The 21,717-nt window shown below is 33.1% G+C and carries 25 protein-coding genes and 2 pseudogenes; 21 read left to right on the top strand and 6 right to left on the bottom strand.

Annotated features, from left to right (window positions below):
• Positions 1 to 66: 66 nt before the first annotated feature.
• The gene (locus ACSVDA_RS22120; RefSeq protein WP_485886188.1) at positions 67 to 252 is read right to left on the bottom strand and encodes a hypothetical protein; all 186 of its coding nucleotides are present in this window, start codon (positions 250 to 252) and stop codon (positions 67 to 69) included.
• Positions 253 to 775: 523 nt separating this feature from the next.
• On the opposite strand from ACSVDA_RS22120, the gene ACSVDA_RS22115 reads away from it, so the two are divergent.
• The 9 genes from ACSVDA_RS22115 (at position 776) to ACSVDA_RS22075 (ending at position 6,846) form a co-directional block, all read left to right on the top strand.
• Positions 776 to 1,138, top strand: a complete 363-nt coding sequence (locus ACSVDA_RS22115; RefSeq protein WP_485886186.1) for a hypothetical protein — start codon at positions 776 to 778, stop codon at positions 1,136 to 1,138.
• A gap of 330 nt (positions 1,139 to 1,468) precedes the next feature.
• Positions 1,469 to 1,891 carry a GNAT family N-acetyltransferase gene (locus tag ACSVDA_RS22110; protein ID WP_485886184.1) on the top strand — a complete coding sequence of 141 codons (423 nt, stop codon included), beginning with the start codon at positions 1,469 to 1,471 and terminating at the stop codon, positions 1,889 to 1,891.
• A gap of 344 nt (positions 1,892 to 2,235) precedes the next feature.
• The gene (locus tag ACSVDA_RS22105) at positions 2,236 to 2,370 is read left to right on the top strand and encodes a hypothetical protein (RefSeq protein WP_485886183.1); all 135 of its coding nucleotides are present in this window, start codon (positions 2,236 to 2,238) and stop codon (positions 2,368 to 2,370) included.
• Positions 2,371 to 2,714: 344 nt separating this feature from the next.
• The gene (locus ACSVDA_RS22100; RefSeq protein ID WP_485886181.1) at positions 2,715 to 3,632 is read left to right on the top strand and encodes a hypothetical protein; all 918 of its coding nucleotides are present in this window, start codon (positions 2,715 to 2,717) and stop codon (positions 3,630 to 3,632) included.
• Between the two features lie 397 nt (positions 3,633 to 4,029).
• Positions 4,030 to 4,287 (top strand): YncE family protein, encoded by a 258-nt coding sequence (locus ACSVDA_RS22095; protein ID WP_485886180.1) that lies wholly within the window; start codon positions 4,030 to 4,032, stop codon positions 4,285 to 4,287.
• Positions 4,288 to 4,471: 184 nt separating this feature from the next.
• Entirely contained in the window at positions 4,472 to 4,918 is a 447-nt protein-coding gene (locus ACSVDA_RS22090) for an NUDIX domain-containing protein (RefSeq protein ID WP_485886198.1), read from the top strand.
• Positions 4,919 to 5,757: 839 nt separating this feature from the next.
• On the top strand, positions 5,758 to 5,886 hold the full coding sequence (locus ACSVDA_RS22085) for a hypothetical protein (protein ID WP_485886178.1): 129 nt from the start codon (positions 5,758 to 5,760) through the stop codon (positions 5,884 to 5,886).
• A 63-nt stretch (positions 5,887 to 5,949) separates the two neighbouring features.
• Positions 5,950 to 6,039, top strand: coding sequence for a putative holin-like toxin (locus ACSVDA_RS22080; protein ID WP_485886176.1), 90 nt, complete (start codon positions 5,950 to 5,952; stop codon positions 6,037 to 6,039).
• Positions 6,040 to 6,327: 288 nt separating this feature from the next.
• A complete protein-coding gene (locus tag ACSVDA_RS22075; protein WP_485886175.1) occupies positions 6,328 to 6,846 on the top strand; it encodes a C1q-like domain-containing protein in 519 nt (172 codons plus the stop codon).
• A gap of 354 nt (positions 6,847 to 7,200) precedes the next feature.
• Here the strand turns inward: ACSVDA_RS22075 and ACSVDA_RS22070 are convergent, their stop codons facing one another.
• Both ACSVDA_RS22070 and ACSVDA_RS22065 read right to left on the bottom strand, forming a co-directional pair.
• On the bottom strand, positions 7,201 to 7,731 hold the full coding sequence (locus tag ACSVDA_RS22070) for a GNAT family N-acetyltransferase (RefSeq protein ID WP_485886173.1): 531 nt from the start codon (positions 7,729 to 7,731) through the stop codon (positions 7,201 to 7,203).
• A 300-nt stretch (positions 7,732 to 8,031) separates the two neighbouring features.
• Positions 8,032 to 8,214, bottom strand: a complete 183-nt coding sequence (locus ACSVDA_RS22065; RefSeq protein WP_485886171.1) for a hypothetical protein — start codon at positions 8,212 to 8,214, stop codon at positions 8,032 to 8,034.
• 685 nt (positions 8,215 to 8,899) lie between these two features.
• Here ACSVDA_RS22065 and ACSVDA_RS22060 point away from each other — a divergent pair.
• Positions 8,900 to 9,400, top strand: a complete 501-nt coding sequence (locus ACSVDA_RS22060) for a DUF3986 family protein (protein ID WP_485886169.1) — start codon at positions 8,900 to 8,902, stop codon at positions 9,398 to 9,400.
• Between the two features lie 386 nt (positions 9,401 to 9,786).
• Here the strand turns inward: ACSVDA_RS22060 and ACSVDA_RS22055 are convergent, their stop codons facing one another.
• Entirely contained in the window at positions 9,787 to 10,230 is a 444-nt protein-coding gene (locus ACSVDA_RS22055) for a VOC family protein (RefSeq protein ID WP_485886167.1), read from the bottom strand.
• An 81-nt stretch (positions 10,231 to 10,311) separates the two neighbouring features.
• Here ACSVDA_RS22055 and ACSVDA_RS22050 point away from each other — a divergent pair, with 81 nt between their 5' ends.
• From ACSVDA_RS22050 to ACSVDA_RS22025, 6 genes and pseudogenes are all read left to right on the top strand, one after another.
• Positions 10,312 to 11,256, top strand: coding sequence for a helix-turn-helix transcriptional regulator (locus ACSVDA_RS22050; protein ID WP_485886165.1), 945 nt, complete (start codon positions 10,312 to 10,314; stop codon positions 11,254 to 11,256).
• 1,311 nt (positions 11,257 to 12,567) lie between these two features.
• Positions 12,568 to 12,735 (top strand): hypothetical protein, encoded by a 168-nt coding sequence (locus ACSVDA_RS22045; protein WP_485886163.1) that lies wholly within the window; start codon positions 12,568 to 12,570, stop codon positions 12,733 to 12,735.
• Positions 12,736 to 12,845: 110 nt separating this feature from the next.
• Positions 12,846 to 13,109, top strand: a pseudogene (locus ACSVDA_RS22040) (transposase); the annotation flags it as partial.
• Between the two features lie 276 nt (positions 13,110 to 13,385).
• Positions 13,386 to 14,315 (top strand): helix-turn-helix transcriptional regulator, encoded by a 930-nt coding sequence (locus ACSVDA_RS22035; protein ID WP_485886161.1) that lies wholly within the window; start codon positions 13,386 to 13,388, stop codon positions 14,313 to 14,315.
• A 97-nt stretch (positions 14,316 to 14,412) separates the two neighbouring features.
• On the top strand, positions 14,413 to 15,354 hold the full coding sequence (locus ACSVDA_RS22030) for an alpha/beta fold hydrolase (RefSeq protein ID WP_485886159.1): 942 nt from the start codon (positions 14,413 to 14,415) through the stop codon (positions 15,352 to 15,354).
• Entirely contained in the window at positions 15,342 to 15,674 is a 333-nt protein-coding gene (locus tag ACSVDA_RS22025) for a YdeI/OmpD-associated family protein (RefSeq protein ID WP_485886157.1), read from the top strand. The genes ACSVDA_RS22030 and ACSVDA_RS22025 overlap by 13 nt, the downstream gene beginning before the upstream one ends.
• 28 nt (positions 15,675 to 15,702) lie before the next feature.
• On the opposite strand, the pseudogene tnpB reads toward ACSVDA_RS22025, so the two are convergent.
• Positions 15,703 to 16,790: pseudogene (tnpB, locus tag ACSVDA_RS22020) on the bottom strand (IS200/IS605 family element RNA-guided endonuclease TnpB).
• Between the two features lie 202 nt (positions 16,791 to 16,992).
• On the opposite strand from tnpB, the gene ACSVDA_RS22015 reads away from it, so the two are divergent.
• The 5 genes from ACSVDA_RS22015 (at position 16,993) to ACSVDA_RS21995 (ending at position 19,472) form a co-directional block, all read left to right on the top strand.
• Positions 16,993 to 17,490 carry a hypothetical protein gene (locus ACSVDA_RS22015; protein ID WP_485886156.1) on the top strand — a complete coding sequence of 166 codons (498 nt, stop codon included), beginning with the start codon at positions 16,993 to 16,995 and terminating at the stop codon, positions 17,488 to 17,490.
• A 310-nt stretch (positions 17,491 to 17,800) separates the two neighbouring features.
• Positions 17,801 to 17,980, top strand: a complete 180-nt coding sequence (locus tag ACSVDA_RS22010) for a hypothetical protein (protein WP_485886154.1) — start codon at positions 17,801 to 17,803, stop codon at positions 17,978 to 17,980.
• Positions 17,981 to 18,017: 37 nt separating this feature from the next.
• Positions 18,018 to 18,146 carry a hypothetical protein gene (locus ACSVDA_RS22005; protein ID WP_485886152.1) on the top strand — a complete coding sequence of 43 codons (129 nt, stop codon included), beginning with the start codon at positions 18,018 to 18,020 and terminating at the stop codon, positions 18,144 to 18,146.
• Between the two features lie 104 nt (positions 18,147 to 18,250).
• A complete protein-coding gene (locus tag ACSVDA_RS22000; protein WP_485886150.1) occupies positions 18,251 to 18,685 on the top strand; it encodes a hypothetical protein in 435 nt (144 codons plus the stop codon).
• A 520-nt stretch (positions 18,686 to 19,205) separates the two neighbouring features.
• Complete coding sequence (locus ACSVDA_RS21995) at positions 19,206 to 19,472, top strand: CD3324 family protein (RefSeq protein WP_320211261.1); 267 nt, start codon at positions 19,206 to 19,208, stop codon at positions 19,470 to 19,472.
• A gap of 689 nt (positions 19,473 to 20,161) precedes the next feature.
• Here the strand turns inward: ACSVDA_RS21995 and ACSVDA_RS21990 are convergent.
• On the bottom strand, positions 20,162 to 21,175 hold the full coding sequence (locus ACSVDA_RS21990; RefSeq protein ID WP_485886148.1) for a cytochrome D1 domain-containing protein: 1,014 nt from the start codon (positions 21,173 to 21,175) through the stop codon (positions 20,162 to 20,164).
• Between the last annotated feature and the right edge of the window lie 542 nt (positions 21,176 to 21,717).

The following is a 21,717-nucleotide window of genomic DNA, read 5'->3' as shown; positions in this document are numbered from 1 at the left end:
TATATTATTCTAAATATATAACACGATTATATTTTTCTCGCTTCATTACAACACAAAAAATGGACACTAAGCTTCTAAAGTAAAATTTACAACTGGTGCTATTCTAATATTTACTATAGGATCAGGATTAACACTAACACTCAATTCCGTTGGTATACGATCTTGTGTATATCGGTAGTCTAACTGTATAATTATTAACAAAATAAATAATAACATTATTATAACTATTGTTCCTTTAAGATATTCATCCATGATTCTACACCTCCTACAACCATATAATATACTATGTTAATAGGTCTCAATTGGTATAGGACAGGTAGTTCAATGTAAATAACTAATTATTTTTTGATTATCATTTCTTCTAGAACTATTACTCTTTTTTAACCTTTCCCGAAAGAATCCTCCATTTACAAATGTTAGTTAAGTGACGATTAATTCAATTGAAAGTATAACTAATGAGACACAAGTGACATTATGTAACCTCCCGAAATTTTCGAGAGGTGATAAATGACCTTATACAAGGATTCTACTAGTAGATTATATTGTATGCATTATAACTTTATTTATTTTGAGCCTTTGTCCAGAAAAAGACAAAATGTATATTTAACTACCGTAACTAGTAACCACACTAGGAAATGTGTCTTTGAATTTTAATATATGTAAAAAAACTATGCTTCTATATAAAAGCATAGTTTTTTAAAATCACATATACATATCCAAGCTATTCTCTAATTAATGAATATAATGAACTATAAAGGTTAAAGGAGGTGTATTTATGGCCAAAGGAAAAATACGAACTACCGGTGTTTTGTACCGAGAAGTAGGTACCGTTGAAGGACACACAGAAATCCTAAATCGTGGCGATGAGGAATGTACAATAAAAGCTACAGCATTTGATTGGGAAGATGAAAATGAACCAATGTTGATTAAAGAAGAGGTAATAATCATTCCTCCAGGAACTCGTAGAACATTTGATTTTGATATGACTCGACATGCTGAGCTTTTGATTGAAACCGAGAATAAATGTAAATGTATGGGTCTTATTGCAAATCTGTATTTTCGTGACAGGGATAATTGTACGGTAGGAACTCCTGTGTATAACAATGATTTTATCGAAGTACTATGTGATTGTTACTAAACTAGAAGATATTATTAGTAGTAGTATTTAATATATGTAAACTCTCCCTGTTTTTTTATGAAAGGAGGAGACAGGGAGAGTGAGTGATAATAAAGGATGTACTTTATTTTATGCAAGTATTTTAGTAAAGCTTGTATGAATGGATAGGTCAAATAAATCATTTTTACGCAACTCAATGGACATTTTGTTAAACAACGGGTAGAGAATAAAGAATTAATACGAAGAGCAAGTAAAAAGGTAAAACTAAAAAAGGATTACCTTCCCAACGTGTCGAATGGGAAGGTGTTCAGATCACTCGATGAATGAAAGAATTTTATAGGGGGAAGGTTAGTGGATATAAAAATAAGACGAGCAAAAGAATCAGATATTAATGATTTATTTAAGTTAGTAGAAAAGTTTGCGACTTCATTTATACCTAAAAAAGAATTATTTGTTGAGAACATCAACTATTTACTTTTAGACAAATCTGTTTTCTTAAGGGTTGCAGAATATGAAGACAAATTAATAGGTTACTGTTTAGGGTTTGATCACTTTACTTTTTACGCCAACGGTCGAGTATCTTGGGTAGAAGAAATTATAGTAGAAGAAGCATATCGAAATGAAGGTGTTGGAACAAATTTAATGAGTTGTTTTGAAGAATGGTCAAAATCCAGGAAGTCACAATTAGTAGCATTAGCAACTAGAAGAGCAGCTAATTTTTATAAGACATTGGGTTATAATGAATCAGCAACTTATTTTAGAAAACTCTTGTAAACACACATTTTAAATTTTATTAAACACCAGTGATAGTGAGGCGATTAGTTCCAGTTCTTCAATAGTGAAGTATTGGAACTGTGTTTATTTTACATAATCAGGAATCTACTTTGCGGTTTATCGTAGCTTAGCTCCCTTTACCCCAAGTTAATGCTATACCTTCACCTATTCTCATTCCAGTTCTCGCTAGTAGGTTGAACAAGATGTAGTACTGAATAATCGATAGTTTCGGTGGTTATTTTTCGTTTAGGAGTAAAATGTGTGCTTGTCTTAGCACAGAGGCGCTATACCAAATACAATCTATTAACATAGTATATAGAACATAAATCATGGAGGTGAAAGAGATGGGTTCATTTATAATAGTAGTGTTAGTATTGTTTATTTTGTTAGTCATCATATTGCTTGGTTCGTGTGAAGAATGTACAATTGAATTTCCACTAATTACTACAAGTCCAGGGTTAGTCGGATCTCTGTGTTAGACCGATTCATTCAGCAAGCCTTTACACAAGTATTAGGGATCACGTTACCAAAAGTGAAAAATTGTACGTTTAGACATATTTTAGCCAGTTACCTGTACGGTAAGAAATTGGCCTGTTGTTTTCTAGTATTTCTTAACCCGTAGTGGTCGTCAAAATTATAGTGTCCTGTCCACACAATTAAAGGTAGATCTTCATAATTTGTTATTGGATGGGTTTGGTCAGCCTATTCATCAAAAGCCTTTGCTCTTACTGAGTAGGGGATTTTTTATAAGAACTCCCTAGAATATATAAGAGTGACAAATATGTTGTAATGTATTTATCCCATTAAGGGGAGGGATTATGTTATGCATAAGATAGAAGAACATTTAGTACTGTTGTCCAGTAGCGGGTTCTCTAAAAATTTAAGTGTCGATACGGAAGAATACTATAGAAAATTACTTAACGAATATAGAGAGAGTTTCAGTATACTTGATTATTTTTTAAATTCCTCGACTGCAAGAATTATGGAATCGAGTTTATTTGAAGCAAACATCTCTATATTCGATAATAAATGTGTGCGTATTTTACCTAATGCAAAATTAGTAAAGCATGAAAAAATTTCAACTAAAGCTGATGAATTACTTTCTTTTTTAAAAGGTGTTGATTTAAGTGATAAGCATATTGGTCATATATTGGCTGACTTAAAGTTTGATTTTGGTTATTTTATTGATAAAGGAACTGATGTAGCGAGTGTACTTGTAACTGAAAAGCTTATAAGTATTAAATACAAGGATGTTACAAAGTATGATATGACAAAAATAAATCCTGGAATTAAAAAGTTGTTGGAGAATACTTCATTTAATTTTGGTGGACATCATGCTATTGAGTTACTAAGTAGTATGGGTTGTTTTGAGTTAGAACAATTTGATTTAGGAGATAATCTTTCTGAGATAAGACTTTCGGTCTTGAATAATACAATAAATTTAGATCAAGCCATACTTTATGTACCTTTAAATTCTTTACGCTATTTAAGAGATCCAATTGAATTAAACAGAATGTTAAAATTACCTAGCCAAAATTTCCCTATGGATTACACTGGTTTTGAGAGTTTATCTGACCATGATCAATTAGTTACAGCTATTTCAGGTTTCATTTTAGAGACAATAACAAACATACAATCACATAACTACAAAGACTATGATTATATAAATGTATTATGGTTTGAAAATTTCTCATCACCTTTCCTTGTTCCAGATGGTTATACTGAAGGTCTAGATATTTAAATTATAACAGCCTACACATAAATTAATTTAAACATTAAAATAGTAAATATTGTATGGGTGCTAGGGTGCTTAAACTTTAGCACTTATGCTTTTATACAATATCGCGCAAGAATGTAGTTAGCACATCCCTACTACCTGAAGAATATTACCTATTAATAATAGATCAATCAGAAATGTACTGGTTGACCTCATAATACGATAGGGCACTAATCTAAAAGAAAAATAATATCTTTTTTCTTCCCAAGCAACTTCAATCAATTGTTTATTAATAGGATGTGAGACAATTTAATGAGGCATACCCATTTGCTACCTTTACCTAAAACAAACTAAATTTGAATCATGTTAATTTTATTTCATACAATACAGTGAAGAATAAAGATTGAAAAGGTGGATTGATATGGGTATGGGATTAGTTTATGTTGCAAATGAAGGTACCAATACAGTTTCTGTGATTGATAGTAAGACACATTCTGTCATTGCTACTGTACCTGTTAGGAATCAACCGAATGATGTTGCAATTCCGCCAGATGGAAAATTAGTTTATGTAGCAAATAAAGGTGATGGTTTCAATTCCTCAACGGTCTCCGTGATAACTCTCCGATTATGTTATATTGTAAAAAATAATACAAGAACGGTTCCGAAAATATTAATATAACAAGTGTTGGAGATATGTGCAAAGTTATGATACTTTACTGTGCAATAATATGGTTTCAGTGACACTTATAGAAATTATGCGAACCTCCTTTTATTCATGATACAAGTCTAACAATAGTAGAATTACATGGGCAAGAAGGAAAGGTTGTAATGGAAGGTGATATTTCACATTGGAATATGTCAAAATGATAAGAAATGCAATCGGTGCAATAGTTTACCAAGGAAATAAATTTTTAATTGTAAGGAAAACCAACATCAATACCATTAAAGGTAAACAGAATATTAAGGGGGAATGGGACTTCATAAAAGGTGGAATTGAAAAAAATGATAAGGATATACATGATACCCTATTACGAGAATTACAAGAAGAGACAGGTTCAATAGAATATAGAGTAGTAAAAGTGTTTGAAGAAAAGATTTGTTTTGATTTTCCAGATGTTCTTAGAGAAAAAATCGGATACGACAGACAAGAAACAACTATGTTTCTCGTAGAATATTTGGGTGATTGTAAAAACCTTATACCAAATGATAATGAAATAAGCAAAATAAAATTTATAGAAAAAGACAAGGTAGTCGAAATTCTAACTCACCAAGATACGAAAGATTATTTTATAAAGCACTTAATACCTTAGTTGGCGATTTACTAAAAGTCTAACTTTGAGGTAAAATAAACGATGGATATTCATAGCTTTTTGGTTTTATATTAATGAGATTATGTAAGGTTTAAATATCCGTTAATACATCGTCAGATTATTATATTTGCATATCTAGATTTTGTTGTAAAAGAACAGTTTTATGGAATTAGATATTTTGAAAATGAGTCTTCAACAAAATGGCGCAAGAAGCTAGTAAAGGCTATCTGGAGACTGCGTTAAGGATAGTTACCTATTAAGGAAACACAAGTGATATTGTGTATCGTAATATATCCATTGAATGAACAAAAAGAGGGAGTGTAGAATTGGGGATAGTCCATATTAACATTTTTATACTTATCATCGGTGTGATAATGTTAAATTTAGGGTTTGACATCAAAAAAAGATGGATCATTAATCTATCCCTCTTATTTCTTACTATATCAATTGGATTCTTAGGAATAGGATTTTTATGGGGATTGTCTATAATGCCCAGTGATTGATTTGTCAGTTAATCGGGAAAAATAAAGTTCTTAATAAGGTTATATGAAACATAATAGAAATTCAGTCGAATAAGTCGTGTATTAAGGATAATTTCTCTAAATAACAGAAAAAGGACAAGCTGTATGGATGCTAGTCCAAGAATTACTCTAATTTCATGAATAGTATGTACTATAACAACTTTTTATGGATGGAGAATTATATGAACACCTATTATATGGCTAGAGCAGGGTGTGGGTATAGGAATATCAACTGAAAATACAAAATTTATTTCTATAGTGGGCAGTCCCAACACACCAATAATTGATCAAGATCAATTATTATTATAATGAAACAAAATGATTATTGAGGTTACTAAGGCTGAAGAAATTCAGTCTTTTTTGTTCGGATTTAAAGGAGAAAAGGTGCCACGAATGCTAGATGTACTGTCACAGCAAACTTCGTCAATATGGGTAACTATGGTATAATTGGAATAAAATATCGAATTTATAAGGGTGGTCGGCTTCATTCCCTGAAAGGGGGTGAGGCGTATGACGGTATTTGAAGCGTTGATGTTGGCAATTGCATTTTGCGGGCTGATCATTTCGGTACTGTCCTTTAATAAAAAAGACAACAAATAGACCACCCTTAACGCTTTAGCCTGAGCGATTGGTGGTCTATTTTAGACATATCAAGCCGACTCTCTAGAGAATCGTCTATTGTATGACCGTGAGTGTTGGAGCACTTGCGGTCTTTCTTATTGTATGCATTTACTGTTTGTCTATGATTAGAATATCATAATTGTTGGAAAATGTACAATTCACATAGACATCTGCGCATTTTAGTCGCGTTATATATGTTAGTCCAACCTTCTATAGTTAATAACCATAAATATAAAGTAAAAATAATTATAGAAGGTGAAAATAATAATGAAAGATAAAGATTGTAAATATAGAGTTGTCCTACCTTCACCACCAGGACCACCAAGGACTCCTAAAATTGTTAGTTTTCGGGCGGAAAATAACGCTTTCCAGACAGTGAATGCTGATGATACAGACGTAATCATGTTTCCATCTGTACTCTATGATTGTGTAACACCTCCAGGTAATTATGACCCAGCGACATCAACATTCACTGCACCATATGATGGTATTTACCATTTCACTAGCTCAGCTTTTTTAAGCGCTAGTATAGGAACGAGGGCCTTGATTTTTATAGTGAAGTTAGTGGGTGTAACTCAAATGATTATCACTTGCGACTCGATTAGATTTACAGGGGATTTAGAATCTGGTTGTGTGAACGTAAGTACTTCAATTAACTTACTTTGTGGTGAACAAGTACAGGTTCAACTAAGTGCAAGTTCAGGTAATGTGACAATTGATCAGAATACTGATGAAAACAGTCCAACTTGCTTCACTGGAGAGATTGTCAATGATATGTGCCCATAATTGAAATTGAAGGAAGCTGGTGATAAAACGTCAGCTTCTTGAAAGAGTATAAAAGAATCACAGGGGAACTATTCAAAACAGTAGCATATTTAGAATTAATAGTTGAATATGATGATAAAAGCAAGAGAAATGAAGTTAAACAAACAAAAATATCTTCTACACATGATTCACAAAGATGTAAATAATATCCTAAAAACAATTGAACAAATAAAAGATAAACCTAAGCAACTTTATTAAACAAAAGTTGAGTTCTGGTTATTAATTAAATGTTATTCAACAATATGGCGCGATGACCTAAAATCATCGCGTTGAAGTTATTCTGAATGCATCTAGAACAACTTTAGAAAAATCAGATTAATTTGTTGAAAGCAAAGAGTAGACATTCGTATCATATGGAATATTATTTTGATACATATAGTTTCTAAGAATCCCTTCTTTTTCAAAACCTAACTTAGCTAATAATTTATTAGATGGTTTGTTATCTTTAAATACAACTGCTCCAATTCGAGTTAGCCCAAGGTCGTTAAATCCATATGATAAAACCTTAGTAATTGCTTCAGTTGCATACCCATTTCCCCATTGTTCTGGAAAAAGTGCGTAGGCAATGTCTGCTCTCTTATGTTCGGAAGACCAATCATGAAAACCAATGGTTCCAATAATTCCTTCTGTTCCTTTATTTTCAATGCCCCATTTAATCCCTCGTTTTTCCTTGTAGTGAATGGAAAAATTCTTAATTATATTTTTTACCTGCCCTATACTTGTTAATGGTTGTTGACCGTAGTGACGTAAAACATCTTCATTTGAAAAACAATTCAAAATATCTTGTGCATCACTTTCTATTAGTTCTCTCAGCATTAGCCTTTCTGTTTCTAATTTAGGAAACATATTCTCACTCCTTGTATAACAATTTAATACAGTACCCAATCTAAATATTTGTGATTAATAACAACTATTTCAAATTAAATAAATTTTCACAAGAAGATATTTAGCAATTGGATCTGTTATGAAATATAGCATCACTAGATAAGGTTTAATTAGGAATTAAAATGGAGAAAAGGAAAAGTAGGTATTGATATGCTGGGTAACTTATATCAATTTTTTACTTTAATGTTGTTGACTTATGTTGATACTTTTATAAAAAAATACTTCCATTTGAGGAAGTTCTGTTTAGGGTTATTTTCCTGTCTACCTAACGATTCCCGATAATATTATTAACCCTCTAATGGGAAAAGTAACACCTTGATGTACGTGAAAGTGTTCTGTTTCAATAACCAAACCACCATCTGGCTCTACTAATCTACTTGTTATTGCACAGCTAAGACACTCAGCTTCTATTGTTTTTCCATTTGATAAGGTTATTTTTCTCAAGCTTTTTCTCCCCATAACAAAAATTTATAAAGTTTCTTTATTCCAGACAACAACCCCATTAGGTTAAAAGAATATGTTTTACCCATGGAACTTAGATAACCTTAGTGTATTATAGGTTTCGACACTTGGAATTAAATTTCCTTTTACCAGACCTAGACCCCTAAACTAATCAACAAAGGGGATACGAGGTAGGGGTGCAAAGCAAACTAAACTCATAATAAATTAATAACTGAGTATATTTTTCAGTAGTTGCTGTTGAATTTATATCATCAACAATCCAACAAATACTTTTTTGTTAAGCATAATATACACTCCATTTTCACTTTATTGTTGTATATATTAGAGGCTGCTCCTTGTTTAGCCTAGTCATTCAGGGTTTATAATATTTAACTTTTTATGTCTACTATCTTTGAAACTGATGGAATCAATGGATAGTAGCAGAGTTTGCATTGGATTGAAGGGAACCCAGTTTTATTTACCCTAAATGGACAAACATGTTATTATCGCATAAATAAATTATATTATTTAGTTGCTAGATATTTCCATGCAAAAGTTGGTGTTTGGTCTTTGGTGATGTTCATTATCACGTTCCGCCAAGTATGACAACTCATTATAGTTTGTTTAAAGTGTCATTTGGAAAGAGAGCTTCTAAATTTCTTTGGTAAGATACGATAGAGGTGACAACATGGGAATAGAATATAGTGTATATATACTAAAAGAATATGCAAAAAATAATTTTTATCCTACTACAGTGTATATAAGAAACTTTATTAAAAAAAATTCTATATCTGGTATGATTGAACAAAGTGAGCATGATCGAGTAATATTTTCTTTTTTTACAACAAGTGAAATATACAATGACCTAGCAACTGTCATAAAAATCAAATTTGGGTATAATATAGTCGAATTTTCAACAATAACTTATAGACATTATCATTTAGACCGATTTGATGATTACAATCAGATGATACATTCTGCTACAGCTTACAATGTGGATGAAAACATCTGGGAGTTATATTATGATGACGGAATAATTATACATAAAATCCCTAATATGATAGAAGGCAGCTTAGATGATGGTGGTCTGTATTTATTTAAGATAGAAATGAATGAAGATGGAAATGAAACAGAAACTTTAGAAAAAGCATTTAGTAAATGGCTTATAGAGTTTTACAAAGTAAAATAGTTGTATATAGATAGCTAAGGTATGAAAAAGTAGTTTCTTTTATATAAAAAGTTAAAATAGCAACAGGCTATTTTATTATTTATAAGATAAAACAATAAGTGCTCTTTTCTTATTATGAAACATTTGACTTAAAGTATGATTAAGGAAAGCTAATAAATACAATCCAACTTTAACAATTTTTTATAGCATATCGGGCTATATTGTTTAATAAGTCAAATGGGAGTAATCAACCTCTTTCTTATTGAGAGAGGATAAGTTTATTATGTGGAGAAGCCATTTTGATGATCTTTCTCAAAATGGCTTCTGTTTGTCTATCCAAGAATATGGACATACAAGAAATGTTTGATAAGAATTTATTCCAAAGCTATATTACTTAAATTATATACCTATTTTAAACGCTTATCATACATAAGTTGAATTTGAACACCATAAGGATCCTGAACAATCCCGTAAGCTTCACTGAAAACATTTTTAGCAAGAGGAGTAATAATTTGAACTCTATCATCGCTTGTTAAATTAGTATGAAAGTTTTGAATTTCTGCTAAACTTGCACTTTGAATACAAAGCGAAATATTATTACCTACATTGTAATTTTCACTAGGTAGCATTGTTTCTTCAGCAATCATTAGTTTAGTTTTTCCTAGCTGAAGTACCGAATGTGAAATATAATCTTTGTTTCCTTCTGTTAAAACAAGTGAATCATCACGTTTTGCCATATCTGAATATGTCACACATAGTAGCTCTTTAGCGTTTAAGTGTTTTTTGTAAAAGTTAATTGCTTCATATGCTTTGCCATTCATAGATAAAAAAACTGCAATTTCTAATGTCATGGAAATGACCTCCTTTTATTTTTGGCACTTTTAGTATAAACTCTAAAGGTATCAAATAATGACACCATTTAAGGAGTTAATATGAATAAGTCTGAAAGATTAAATGATATGTTGCAATTCATAAATAATAAAAAGACTTTTAACCTTAAGGATTTGATGGAAAAGTATAATATATCTAGGAGTACAGCGATTAGAGATGTTCAATCATTAGAATTATTAGGGATGCCAATATACGCTGAGCAAGGTAGAAATGGGAAGTACTTAGTATTAGAAAATCGTATATTATCTCCAATTATCTTTACTGTTGATGAAATGTTTGCTATGTACTTTTCTATGCTAACGTTGGAAGGATATAAAGCAAAACCATTTGAATATGAAATAAGTAATTTAGAAGAAAAGTTTAAAAAAGTTTTACCTATTCAAGTGAAAGAAAATATTGAGAAAATGAAAGGGTTAATTAGTTTAGAAATAACCAACCATAGTAATTTTAATCCTTACATACAAGATTTAATTCAAGGTATTATTGATGAGAAAATCTACCAAGTTTCCTATAAAAAAAATAAAGAAAAAATACAATTAACAGGTCAGTTTATAAAAATTAACTCTAAATTTGGGCAATGGTATGCAAAATTTTACAATATCGATAAGCAAAAAGTCCAAACTTTACGGTGTGATAAGATTTTATCATTAGAAATGGTTAAAAATAGAACTTCAATGAGATTAAAATATTTATTATCACTATTACGGACCTACCATAAACAAGAAAATGCTATTCATTTCTCCATTGTTGTAAATGATAAAGGAAAGGACTTATATGATAAGGAGCATTATCCATCAATGTCAATTTTAAAAAAAGACGAACATTATGTCATATCAGGCTATTATAATATGAGCGAAGAAGATTTTATTTCTGACTACATTTTGCGTTTTGGTCAGAACATTATTTCTATAAGTCCGCACTCATTAAAAACTTTGATTCAAAGCAAGTTGAAGATTATTTCGCTACACATAAATAATATAAACTAACTCGATTGTGCTGCTTTTAGTAGAGAGGAAATAATTTGAGTCGACTTTTTTCAGTAGCATATAGCTCCTCAGGAGTAAATAAAATATTCCACAATATGGTGCGAGAAGCTAATAAAGACTTATCTGGACTACGTTAAGTATAGTTACCTATTCAGGAAAATAAACCAGATAACACATTTTAGGTTGACCTAATAATACTAAATGTCGATTTTTAAAAATATATTTGTAGGAATGATGATAGATACTGGTCCTTCACATATATTTTGTTCGCCCATGAAGGGAACTGCGACACTCATAGTCAAGCACACGATTTTGACTAGAGTAAAGCAAAGTAAGTCCACCTTTCGTAGAATATAGTGACTTAAAATCCTGTGATAGGTATGTGGAAAATTACGCTACGTGTTGTTCCAACTGAATATATGACTGAGCAGGAGGCGATTAGTGCTTCAAGTGCTGGTGATAGTTCTTATATATTGGAGGTGTTCATATGAGTTCTTACACTAGTACTGTTTTAGTATTATATATACTATTAGTTATCATTTTGAGTTTTAGTAGATCACGGAGTAGTAGTAATCCTAGCGGTAGTCAAATCACTTTCTCTATTGGTAACTCTCTACGATAGACAATAATAAGCTTACAACTGTACTTCTCACAGTATTTTAATTTAACCAGTCCTAAAATATTATTGACCTCATCTTAAATGCACTTACTAGCTATCTTGTTCCTGAAATCGAAGTATTGGAGAGGTCATTGAAAGACTATTTATAGCAGTAAAGGGTCTGAACATATTTGAGCGCCTAAGTCAAACTGATTAACATTAGGGAGTGAGGGTTGAAGAGCTTGAGTGCCTCCTGCTCGAAAGGCTATGTCCCACATAACTATGCACATCATAATATAACAGCAGCATATAATTATATAAATATTCATGATTTCTTCTCCATACCTATGTATATGCACCTAACTAAGATCCTATAGAAAATTGTCTAAATAGGTGTTGACAGGCCAATTATTACAATATATAGAAGAAGCAATCTTTTTACTACGTGGTAATTATGCTGTGAGGGGGAGTGAGAATTTAGGTATTTTGATTTTTGGGTTAGTACTATTATTTATTGGATTTGTTGTAAAAAAAAACGTGGCTGAAACTATTAGCGTTTATTCCTCTAGTTATTTCATTGGGGCAACATGGAACCTTACTATTAAGTAGCGGAACATAGTAGGTTTTATAATATCCATAAAAACGAACGTCTCTATTAAACATAATAGAAAATGAGTCAAATAGTGAAAGGAATGTAAATCATGGAGAGGTTTTTGTTTCTATTTGGCATTATTGTACTAGGGTTTAGCTCTATCTTTTTTGTAGTGAACTTTATGGGAGAATATGATGGCGCTACTCTCATAATGTCTGTATTAGGAATGTTAAATGGAAGTATTGCGATTGGGGTTTCTGAGATTTTAGGAAAACTCAAGAAAACATAATGATTAATTTTTTGTTTGCTAGCGCCAATCTGAAAGTGTACTGCACCCCAATTGTTAGACACAATTATCAATTGGAGGTGTTGTTTTTTATGAGCTAATTTTCTGCTGAAGTAATAATTGATGCAGTAAAACAATTTCTTAATGGGGAAGACAGTGGTGAATTTATTGCTCAACCCATAGGGGTTCACCACAGAAATTTTCATCAATGGGTGAAATTGTACAAAGTTTATGGTGAAGAGGCTTTTATTAAAAACTATACAAGTTACCCTGCACCGTTTAAACTAGACGTACTTACTTATATGAAAGAGAGTCTGGCGTCTATCAGAGAAGAGGCTGCAATTTCTTACATCCCATCTTCAGAAACACTTAGATAAGGGAAAGTTGCTTATGAAAGAGGAGAGTTTGATGCTCTGCATTCAAAGAAAGAGGAGCGTCAGTCTATGAAAAATCAAAATATTAAGCAAAGAAAAAATGAAAAGCAAACCGAAGGCTCTTATGTAGCATTTCAATAGTAGCAAGATAATAAATAATATTATTAGTATCACGTGGCATCAAGACGTTCAGCGATTAAAAGCATGATATGTTAAAAATGCTTTGACAAAAATAACTTATACTCTAGAATATGCCAAATATATATTAAGGAGATGAATATGAAAATAGACCGTATGCTGACAATCATTGTTATATTACTTAATAGAAGTCGAATATCGGCAAAAGAGCTTGCGGAAAAGTTTGAAGTTTCAGTTCGAACGATTTACAGAGATATTGAAGCTATTAATATGGCTGGTATTCCAATTATATCATACCCTGGGAATAATGGCGGTTTTGGTATTAGGGAGAATTATAAATTAAATCATCAGTTGCTGACACTAAACAATTTGTGTTCCATACTTTCAGCACTTAAAGGTGTTAACTCAACATTTGAGGATGTTGAGCTTGAATCTTCCATAGAAAAACTGCGAAATATTATTCCACAGGATAAAATTCATCATCTTGACCTGCATATGGAGCAAATCATAATTGGTATGCAGCCTTGGGCATACACCTCAAAACAAAAAGACCTAGTCAAAAACATCCGGAATGCCATTACTCAATCAAAAATGATTACAATGATATATAGAAACTATGCAAATGAAACAAGTACAAGGCAGATAGAACCGATGTCATTAATCTTTAAAGGTTATACATGGTACCTGTTTGGCTATTGTCACTTAAAAGCAAATTTCAGGGTATTCAGGATTTCACGCATTATTGACTTGCAGGTTCAAGATGTACTATTCAAGCGTAGGGAAAAGTCATATCAAGAAATTGAAGAGGCATCAAAGAAGCAGGTCTCTTTAACAAGCATTACATTAAAATTTGTACCCCAGGTGAGGTCTCGAGTTGAAGATATTTTTGACAAAGAAAATATTGAAATTCTGAACACAGGTGAACTGATTGTGACTGCACAATTTCCAGAGAAGGAATGGTATTTCGCATTGATATTCAGTTTTGGCGAACACGTCGAAGTGTTAGGTCCTGAAAGGGTACGCCAAGCTGTTGCATCTAGAATAAAATCGATGCATGAAAAATATCAATAAAATTAATTTTTCAAACTTGACATGCTAGTGTCACACCACTATGCTACTATGCTAACTGTAACAGTCTTTTAGTACAGATAGCACAGGAGGTAATATGATGATTAATAAAACTGATTTTCCCAAGCCTACCCTTATTTCAGTCAACGGTGTGGAACTCGAAGTCTTTGAAGCAGGCCGACAAAATTTAGGAAAACCTATTGTACTCTGTCATGGCTGGCCAGAGCATGCCTTTTCTTGGCGCCATCAGGTGCCTGCCCTTGTCGCAGCGGGTTACCATGTCATCGTCCCAAACCAGCGGGGTTATGGCAATTCATCCCGTCCAAGCGAAGTAACAGACTATGACATTGAACAGTTGTCGGGTGATCTCATCGCACTTCTCGATCACTTCGAATACGAAGATGCCACCTTTGTCGGTCATGATTGGGGCGCGATGGTCGTTTGGGGGCTGACCTTATTGCATCCAAACCGTGTAAATAAAGTGATAAATCTGAGCTTGCCTTATCAAGAGCGCGGTGAAAGACCCTGGATCGAGTTCATGGAAGAAATACTTGGTGGCGACTACTATTTTGTTCACTTCAACCGACAGCCAGGTGTCGCAGACTCCATATTAGAAGAAAATACATTCCAGTTCCTTCGCAACATATACCGGAAGAACGAGCCTCCCAGAGCGCCTCAGCCAGGTATGGCGATGATTAATCTTGCCAGAGCAGAAACACCACTCGGTCAACCCATAATGAGCGACAGCGAATTGGCCGTATTCGTCTCCGCCTTCAAATCAACAGGCTTCACGGCAAGTATAAATTGGTACAGGAACCTTGACCGCAACTGGCGCTTATTGGCGGACGTGAACCCAATCATCCACCAGCCTGCACTTATGATCTATGGAGACCGCGATGTGATCCCGAAGTCCGAAAAACTAGCGGAATTCGTGCCCAATGTGGAAGTGGTCAATCTGGATTGCGGTCATTGGATCCAGCAAGAAAAGCCGGAAGAAACAAACCAAGCGATTTTAAAATGGCTGGAACAATGGGAGATGTAATTTTTTTCAACAACCAAGAAGAGTATCACGATTGGTTAGAAGAACATCATGCTGAAGCTAGTGAAATTTGGGTGGGCTATTTCAAGGTAAGTACAGGGCGTGCAAGCCTTACTTGGTCTGCATCAGTAGATGCCGCTCTTTGTTTTGGGTGGATTGACGGTATACGAAAAACCATTGATAAGCAAAGCTATAAGATTCGCTTTACTCCGCGCAAAGTAAATAGTGTATGGAGTGCTGTCAACGTAAAGAAGGTAAAAGCATTATTGAACTACCCACACTTATCAGACCTTACGGTCATGATTGAAGTGGGGGATTCCTAAGTACGGAAACCTAACAGCTTCTAATTGATTAGGCTATCCCCGTAGTTCCTACGGTTAAGAGACGGATTGCTTCGTTTCTTAGATTTTGTCCTGCGTTAATATCTCTATCGTGATGGGTTCCGCATGATGGGCAATCCCATACACGTAAGTTTAGATTCTTAACGTCTTTGTGTTTGAAACACAACTATAGCAAAGTTGACTTGAAGCGAATGTTTTAGATACTACGATGACTTGTTTACCATACCATTTCGCTTTGTATTCAAGCATTGTACGAAATTTCCCCCAAGACACTTCACTAATTGCTTTTGCTAGATTATCATTTTTAAGCATATTGCTGACTTGCAAATCTTCAATGCCAATAATGTCGTGGCTTTTGACAATATCAGTAGATATTTTTTGCAAGTAGTCGTTTCTAGCATTTGTAATTTTTTCTTGCAGACGAGCTACTTTAATCCGTTGTTTATTCCAATTAGACCCAACTTTTGTGCGTCTTGAGAGAATACGCTGAGCATTTGCTAACTTCTCTTCTAGAGTTCGAAAGAATTTAGGGTTTGAATATTCTGTTCCGTCTGAAAGAATAGCAAACTGTTTAAGTCCCATATCAACGCCAATGGCTGAGTTTGTTCTTTCTAAAGACTGAACTTCAACTCCTACAAGAAGAGAGACAAAGTATTTCCCACTCGGATTACGTCTAATCGTCACATTGATAATACGACCGTCAACATCTCGACTTTTTGCAAACTTAACAAGTCCAAGTTTAGATAATTTAATTTTATTATCGACAATGGCTATGTTTCCATTTGTATATTTGGTTGTGTACGATTGGACTTTATTCTTTTTAGATTTGAATCTAGGGATGTCATTTTGCTTTTTAAAAAACGGGTTAAAAGCATCCGAAAGGTTGCGTAGTGAGGATTGTAGTGAAATGATATCAACTTCTTTAAGCCAAAGCAAATCCTTTTTCAACTTTGTTAACTCCGCCGAACAAGCGCCGTATGTTAAACCTTTTCCAGTCTGTTTGTATGATTCATTCCATGCATCTAAAAAATGATTGAACACAAAACGACTACAACCAATGGTTTTAGCAATTATTTTAAAAGTTTTGTTGACTAGCATTTTCTTCACCTCACTTATCTATTAATTAGGTTAATTATACTATATTAGAAGTGAGTTTTGGCTTACGCCAACCGCCATTCATCACCCACTTAATCTTCACTCGCTTCGCATTATTTTGGTTTGAAGTGGAGGTCTTCTGTCTGGGGTTGATGAATAAATAAGGAGTCGTATAATGTTATACTAACAACATAGGGGGAATATTATGAAAAATACTGCTGCTATTTTTCTAACATTAATTATTTTTTTATTTGGCTGCGTTGGGAATTCAGAAGAAAAAACACCAGTTTATAACGGAACACACCTACAAATCGGTGTAGTGGGTAATGAGAAATTACCTCAATTTGTTAATGTTGCGTATTCTAGTATAGAACTAGAATCATTGGTTGATGATAATGAAAACTATGATGGGTTATTTATAACTCCAGATGCATTCTCAGAAGCTGATAAGGAGAAATATGTTTCATTTTTTAATAGTATAAGTTATCCTGTGTATTTCTTTAATATTCAGGGATACAAATATAATGCATTTGTTAAAGAAAATGTAAGCTTAAAAATAACAGAAACAAAAAACAGTCCTTATGTGCAAGGATTCAAGAATAAAGGGGACGGTGAGAGAACAACCTGGGGGTTTTATTTGGAGGAATCCGGAGAAAATATTACAATAGATTTAATGTTAAGAATATTCGATACAATAGAATGATTTTTTTAGGCAATTGTACGTTGCCCAAAATTCTAATCATAGACAAGCAGTAACTGCATACAATAAGTAAGACCACAAGTGCTTCAACACTCATGGTCATACAATAGACGATTCCAAGAGAATCGGCTGATATATTAGGAAATAGACCACCAATCGCTCCCGCTAAAGAGTTAAGGGTGGTCTATTTTTTTGTCGTTTTTAAAAGACAGTACCGAAATGATCAGCCAAAAATAAATGATATAAAAGTTGTTTTTTATTTTTTGTTTTCTCTTTTTTAAAAATAACATGTTATTTTAAGCGCGGATCAAACTTGTTAAACAAAAACAATGCTATATATTCACCTGATGTTTTAAAAGAAATCAAACCAGAAGTAGAGGAATATTTTGAAAGCAATGGTTATACAACTGATGGATTGAGATTAAAAGCTATTGCTGTAGCTTTTAGAACAGGAGGATGGTTAGTATCATTATTTTTTAAAGCCACTAAGTAAAGAAGCTGCAGATATTGTACGTAGTAAATCAAAAAAGGTGGCAGATGTTTTAGATAAAGTTACAGAAGTTTCTGAGCTTGTTCTTGCGAGTGGCTTTCGCTCCATTGGCATTCCTAATGATGTGGCTACAGCGCTAGCAAAAATTATTGTAGGGCTAGTTCTTTAAACCTCAGACTCTTTATTTTAAAAATATGTATCACGTATAATAATAGATACATGAGATACATACATATAATCTGTGTTTATCTATTATAATTCATGGAGGAAATCATGAAAATTGCAAGGTCAATTTTGGTATATACACTTGTAATATTATCAATTATAGCTTTATATATAGGTATATTTAGTTTCTTTATCTTTATATTGAGTCTTATTCCTGTATTGGATATTAAAATTGATAGCTGGACTTCAGTTTTTATTTTTTCTATATGTATAATACTATGGGTAATTCCGTACGAATTAATAAATTTTCTTCAAGACATACCTACTAAAAGTAGATCCATAAAAAATATATTGATGATTATCGCATCAGTTTTAAGCGTTACTCTATTTACGTTATACATTCTCTTTTTAGAAAGAAAAATTAACTATTTATCAATTTCAGATACTGGGATTGTTTTTTTAATCATTACAGTTTTTATTATTTTTAAATTAATTATAATACTTGATAAGAAAATTGAAAAAGAAGACAAAATGAACGAATAAGAAAGACCTATCTCTAAGTAATTCACTTAACAGATAGCTCCTTTTTTCCGCAAAATGGGACTAATCTGTAATATAACAAAAGGAACTGCAAGAATTACATAAGCGAATAAGCAAGGAAACTTGAAGAGATCGCCTAGAAGATCTTCCTGAAATTCAGAGTATAAAAGAGCAAATTTTAAACCGATCTAAACGCTGACCTAGTAATGTATTTACACAAATCAATGACTGCAAAAGTTATTTATTCACATGATTAATGTAGAAATTTAAATTGTGTTCATTACTAGTTTTGAAAGTTTAAAAATTCTGATAAAATAATATAATAGTCTAACTTGGGAAGGGGCATTATTATGATAATTATTTCGTTCGCAAATTTGGAAATTACTCATGCAAAGTCTTGTATTAGAAATTAATACTTCGCATGAAGTGAAGAATAAAATCACTGCTGCTTTGTATTTCCATTTCTGATATATGGCTTTGCACCTTATTTATAGTAATTAATTACGAATAAGGGGCTGCAGAAATGAGTTATATAAATGCAAACAAAATTTTACCTGAAAAACTTCTAAAAGAACTTCAACAATATGTTCAAGGAGAAACAATATATATCCCTAAGACGAAGAATAATTTTCAAAAATGGGGTACATGTTCTGGTGGAAGACAAAAAATCAATGAAAGAAATACTTCTATGAAAAATGATTTTAAAAACGGGAAGACTGTTTATCAATTAGCTGAACAATATTTTCTTTCAACTGAAACTGTAAAAAAAATAATTTATACAAAGAATTAATGACATTAAAACTGATCATCTAGCAAAATAGATGCTCAGTTTTTTTATGGTGACCTTGATTACTAATGATTCTTGCTATTTATTTGTGGTTAATCATCAATTAGTCTTAATAGTAAGAACCATGAGAAAAGCTGCAATGTGAAAGAGTGTATTAAAGTATGGCATACGAACAAAGTAGCCCCCCCACGCTCGCCGAAGTTGCGAAAACCAAGCTAAAGTAGGGAGCGTGCGAGTCAACGTACAAGTTTTTCTTCCAGGGTAGGGACTACCCGTAGAGCCTGCTAAATAACTGGCGGTTACGCTGGTGTTCGCAGGAATCTCCCACTTCAAGCGAAGCTAAGTGGCGAGTAGTTCAAAGAATGAAATATATCTAAAGTGAAAGATTTCTTAGGAAAATATAACATCAACTTATAAATACATTTACAGGAATGATCTCTTTGTGATTTGTAGTGGATGGGTTGTTATATCTATAACAACCCAATTTTTTACAAATCAAAAAAATTGGCTCGGCTAGACATTATGGGAATTGTTTTTTTACAAACTGAATTATTGTTAAATATATTTATTTTTTACCTACAAATGATTTTAGTTTTCGTAATAACAGTTCATTTGGGCTTAAATACGATAGGAAATCTAATATAGAGAAGTAAACAAAGGTACGTAAGCAAGAACAATCCTTTTCCATTTGGTTAAGTAGGGGTAATTGCTATGCCTTTAGGATTACTTCCAACTTGAACAGTAGCGATCACATTATGTGTTTTCACGTCAATCACGGATACACTGCCCTCTCCATTAATAGTCACATAAGCGAATTTCCCGTCTGGGGTGAAGGTAACAACATCTAGATCGTTTCCAACCTGCACGGTTGCTATGACACTATGAGTTTTCACATCGATGACCGATACAGAGTCGCCGTTTTCACCAGTATCCGTTATATAGGCAAGTTTCCCATCGGGGGTGAAGGTAACAACATCTGGATTACCATCAACCACCAAGGTAGTTGTTACACTATGAGTTTTTACATCCATGACAAATACAGAATCTTCCCTTATACTATTATCGATTACATAGGCAAATTTCCCGTTCGGTGTGAAGGCAACAGCCCTTGGATCGTCTCCAACCTGCACGGTTGCTATGACACTATGAGTTTTCACATCGATGACTGATACAGAGTCTCGATTCACACCAGCACTCGTCACATAGGCAAGTTTCCCATCGGGCGTAAAGGAGACATCAACTGGATTACCGCCCACCTGCACGGTTGCTACGACACTATGTGTTTTTGTGTCCAAAACGGAAATTGCTGAATTAGTAATAAAATATAGGTTTTTACCATTTGGTGTGATAGATATGGCATTATCAGTATTACCTAACACTGTCGCTATGATAGAATGAGTTTTAGCATCTAAAACAAAGACACAATCATCACCCGCAACATAGGCTATTTTTCCATCAGGTGTAAAAACAGTTTGGAATGTATTTACATTAGTGCCAATAGTTGCTATTAATGAATGAGTTTTAATATCTACAGCATAAATGTTTCCAAAATCTATACTCGTAACATAAGCTAATTTTCCATCAGGCGTAATTGTAATTAAAGATGGTTCTATCACATTAGGTATTGTAGCAATTACTCCATGTGTTTTTGTATCAATGACAGTAACAAAATTAGACCCTTCGTTAGCAACATAAGCTACTCCCATAAATACACTCCCCTTTTTATTTATTATTACTTTAATATATGAGCAATGAAATGGATTTACGCTACATAATTCTTCGTAAGTTATCTACAAAAACGAGGCGTATATTGAATTTCATGACTCTCAATATAATATAACCTATAGAGACAAGTGGAAAATGACAGTCGAATGGTAAGGAAAGTCTAAGCCGACTTGTCTCAAAATTGTCAGGGAAAATAGAAGAGCTTGATTTTGTCACATTCATTTTGAATTTCAGTATTGTATGAAAAATGGTGAGTGGTAAACACAAGTTGAGTTGTGTTGTGCGCCCATAAGGGAGGCTATGAAAATCGCTTTTTGCAAAAGCGTGGATTAAGTACGCATATAAATCCATCATTACCCACCTTATCCGAAGGGGAAACCTAACGGGGAGTGTAGCATGGTGTGGAAAGTCATGAGTTGACGAGTCGCTACGTCACGACTGAATGGCAAAATGAAATGTCATAAACGAGGATGAAAGCTGTATTGCTTGAATGATAGTCTGAGAGTGGCCACTCAAACATATA

Source organism: Cytobacillus sp. Hm23, from assembly GCF_051842895.1.
In the GTDB taxonomy this organism is placed as follows: Bacteria; Bacillota; Bacilli; order Bacillales; family SM2101; genus Nanhaiella.
This window is presented reverse-complemented; position numbering and strand designations above follow the sequence as displayed.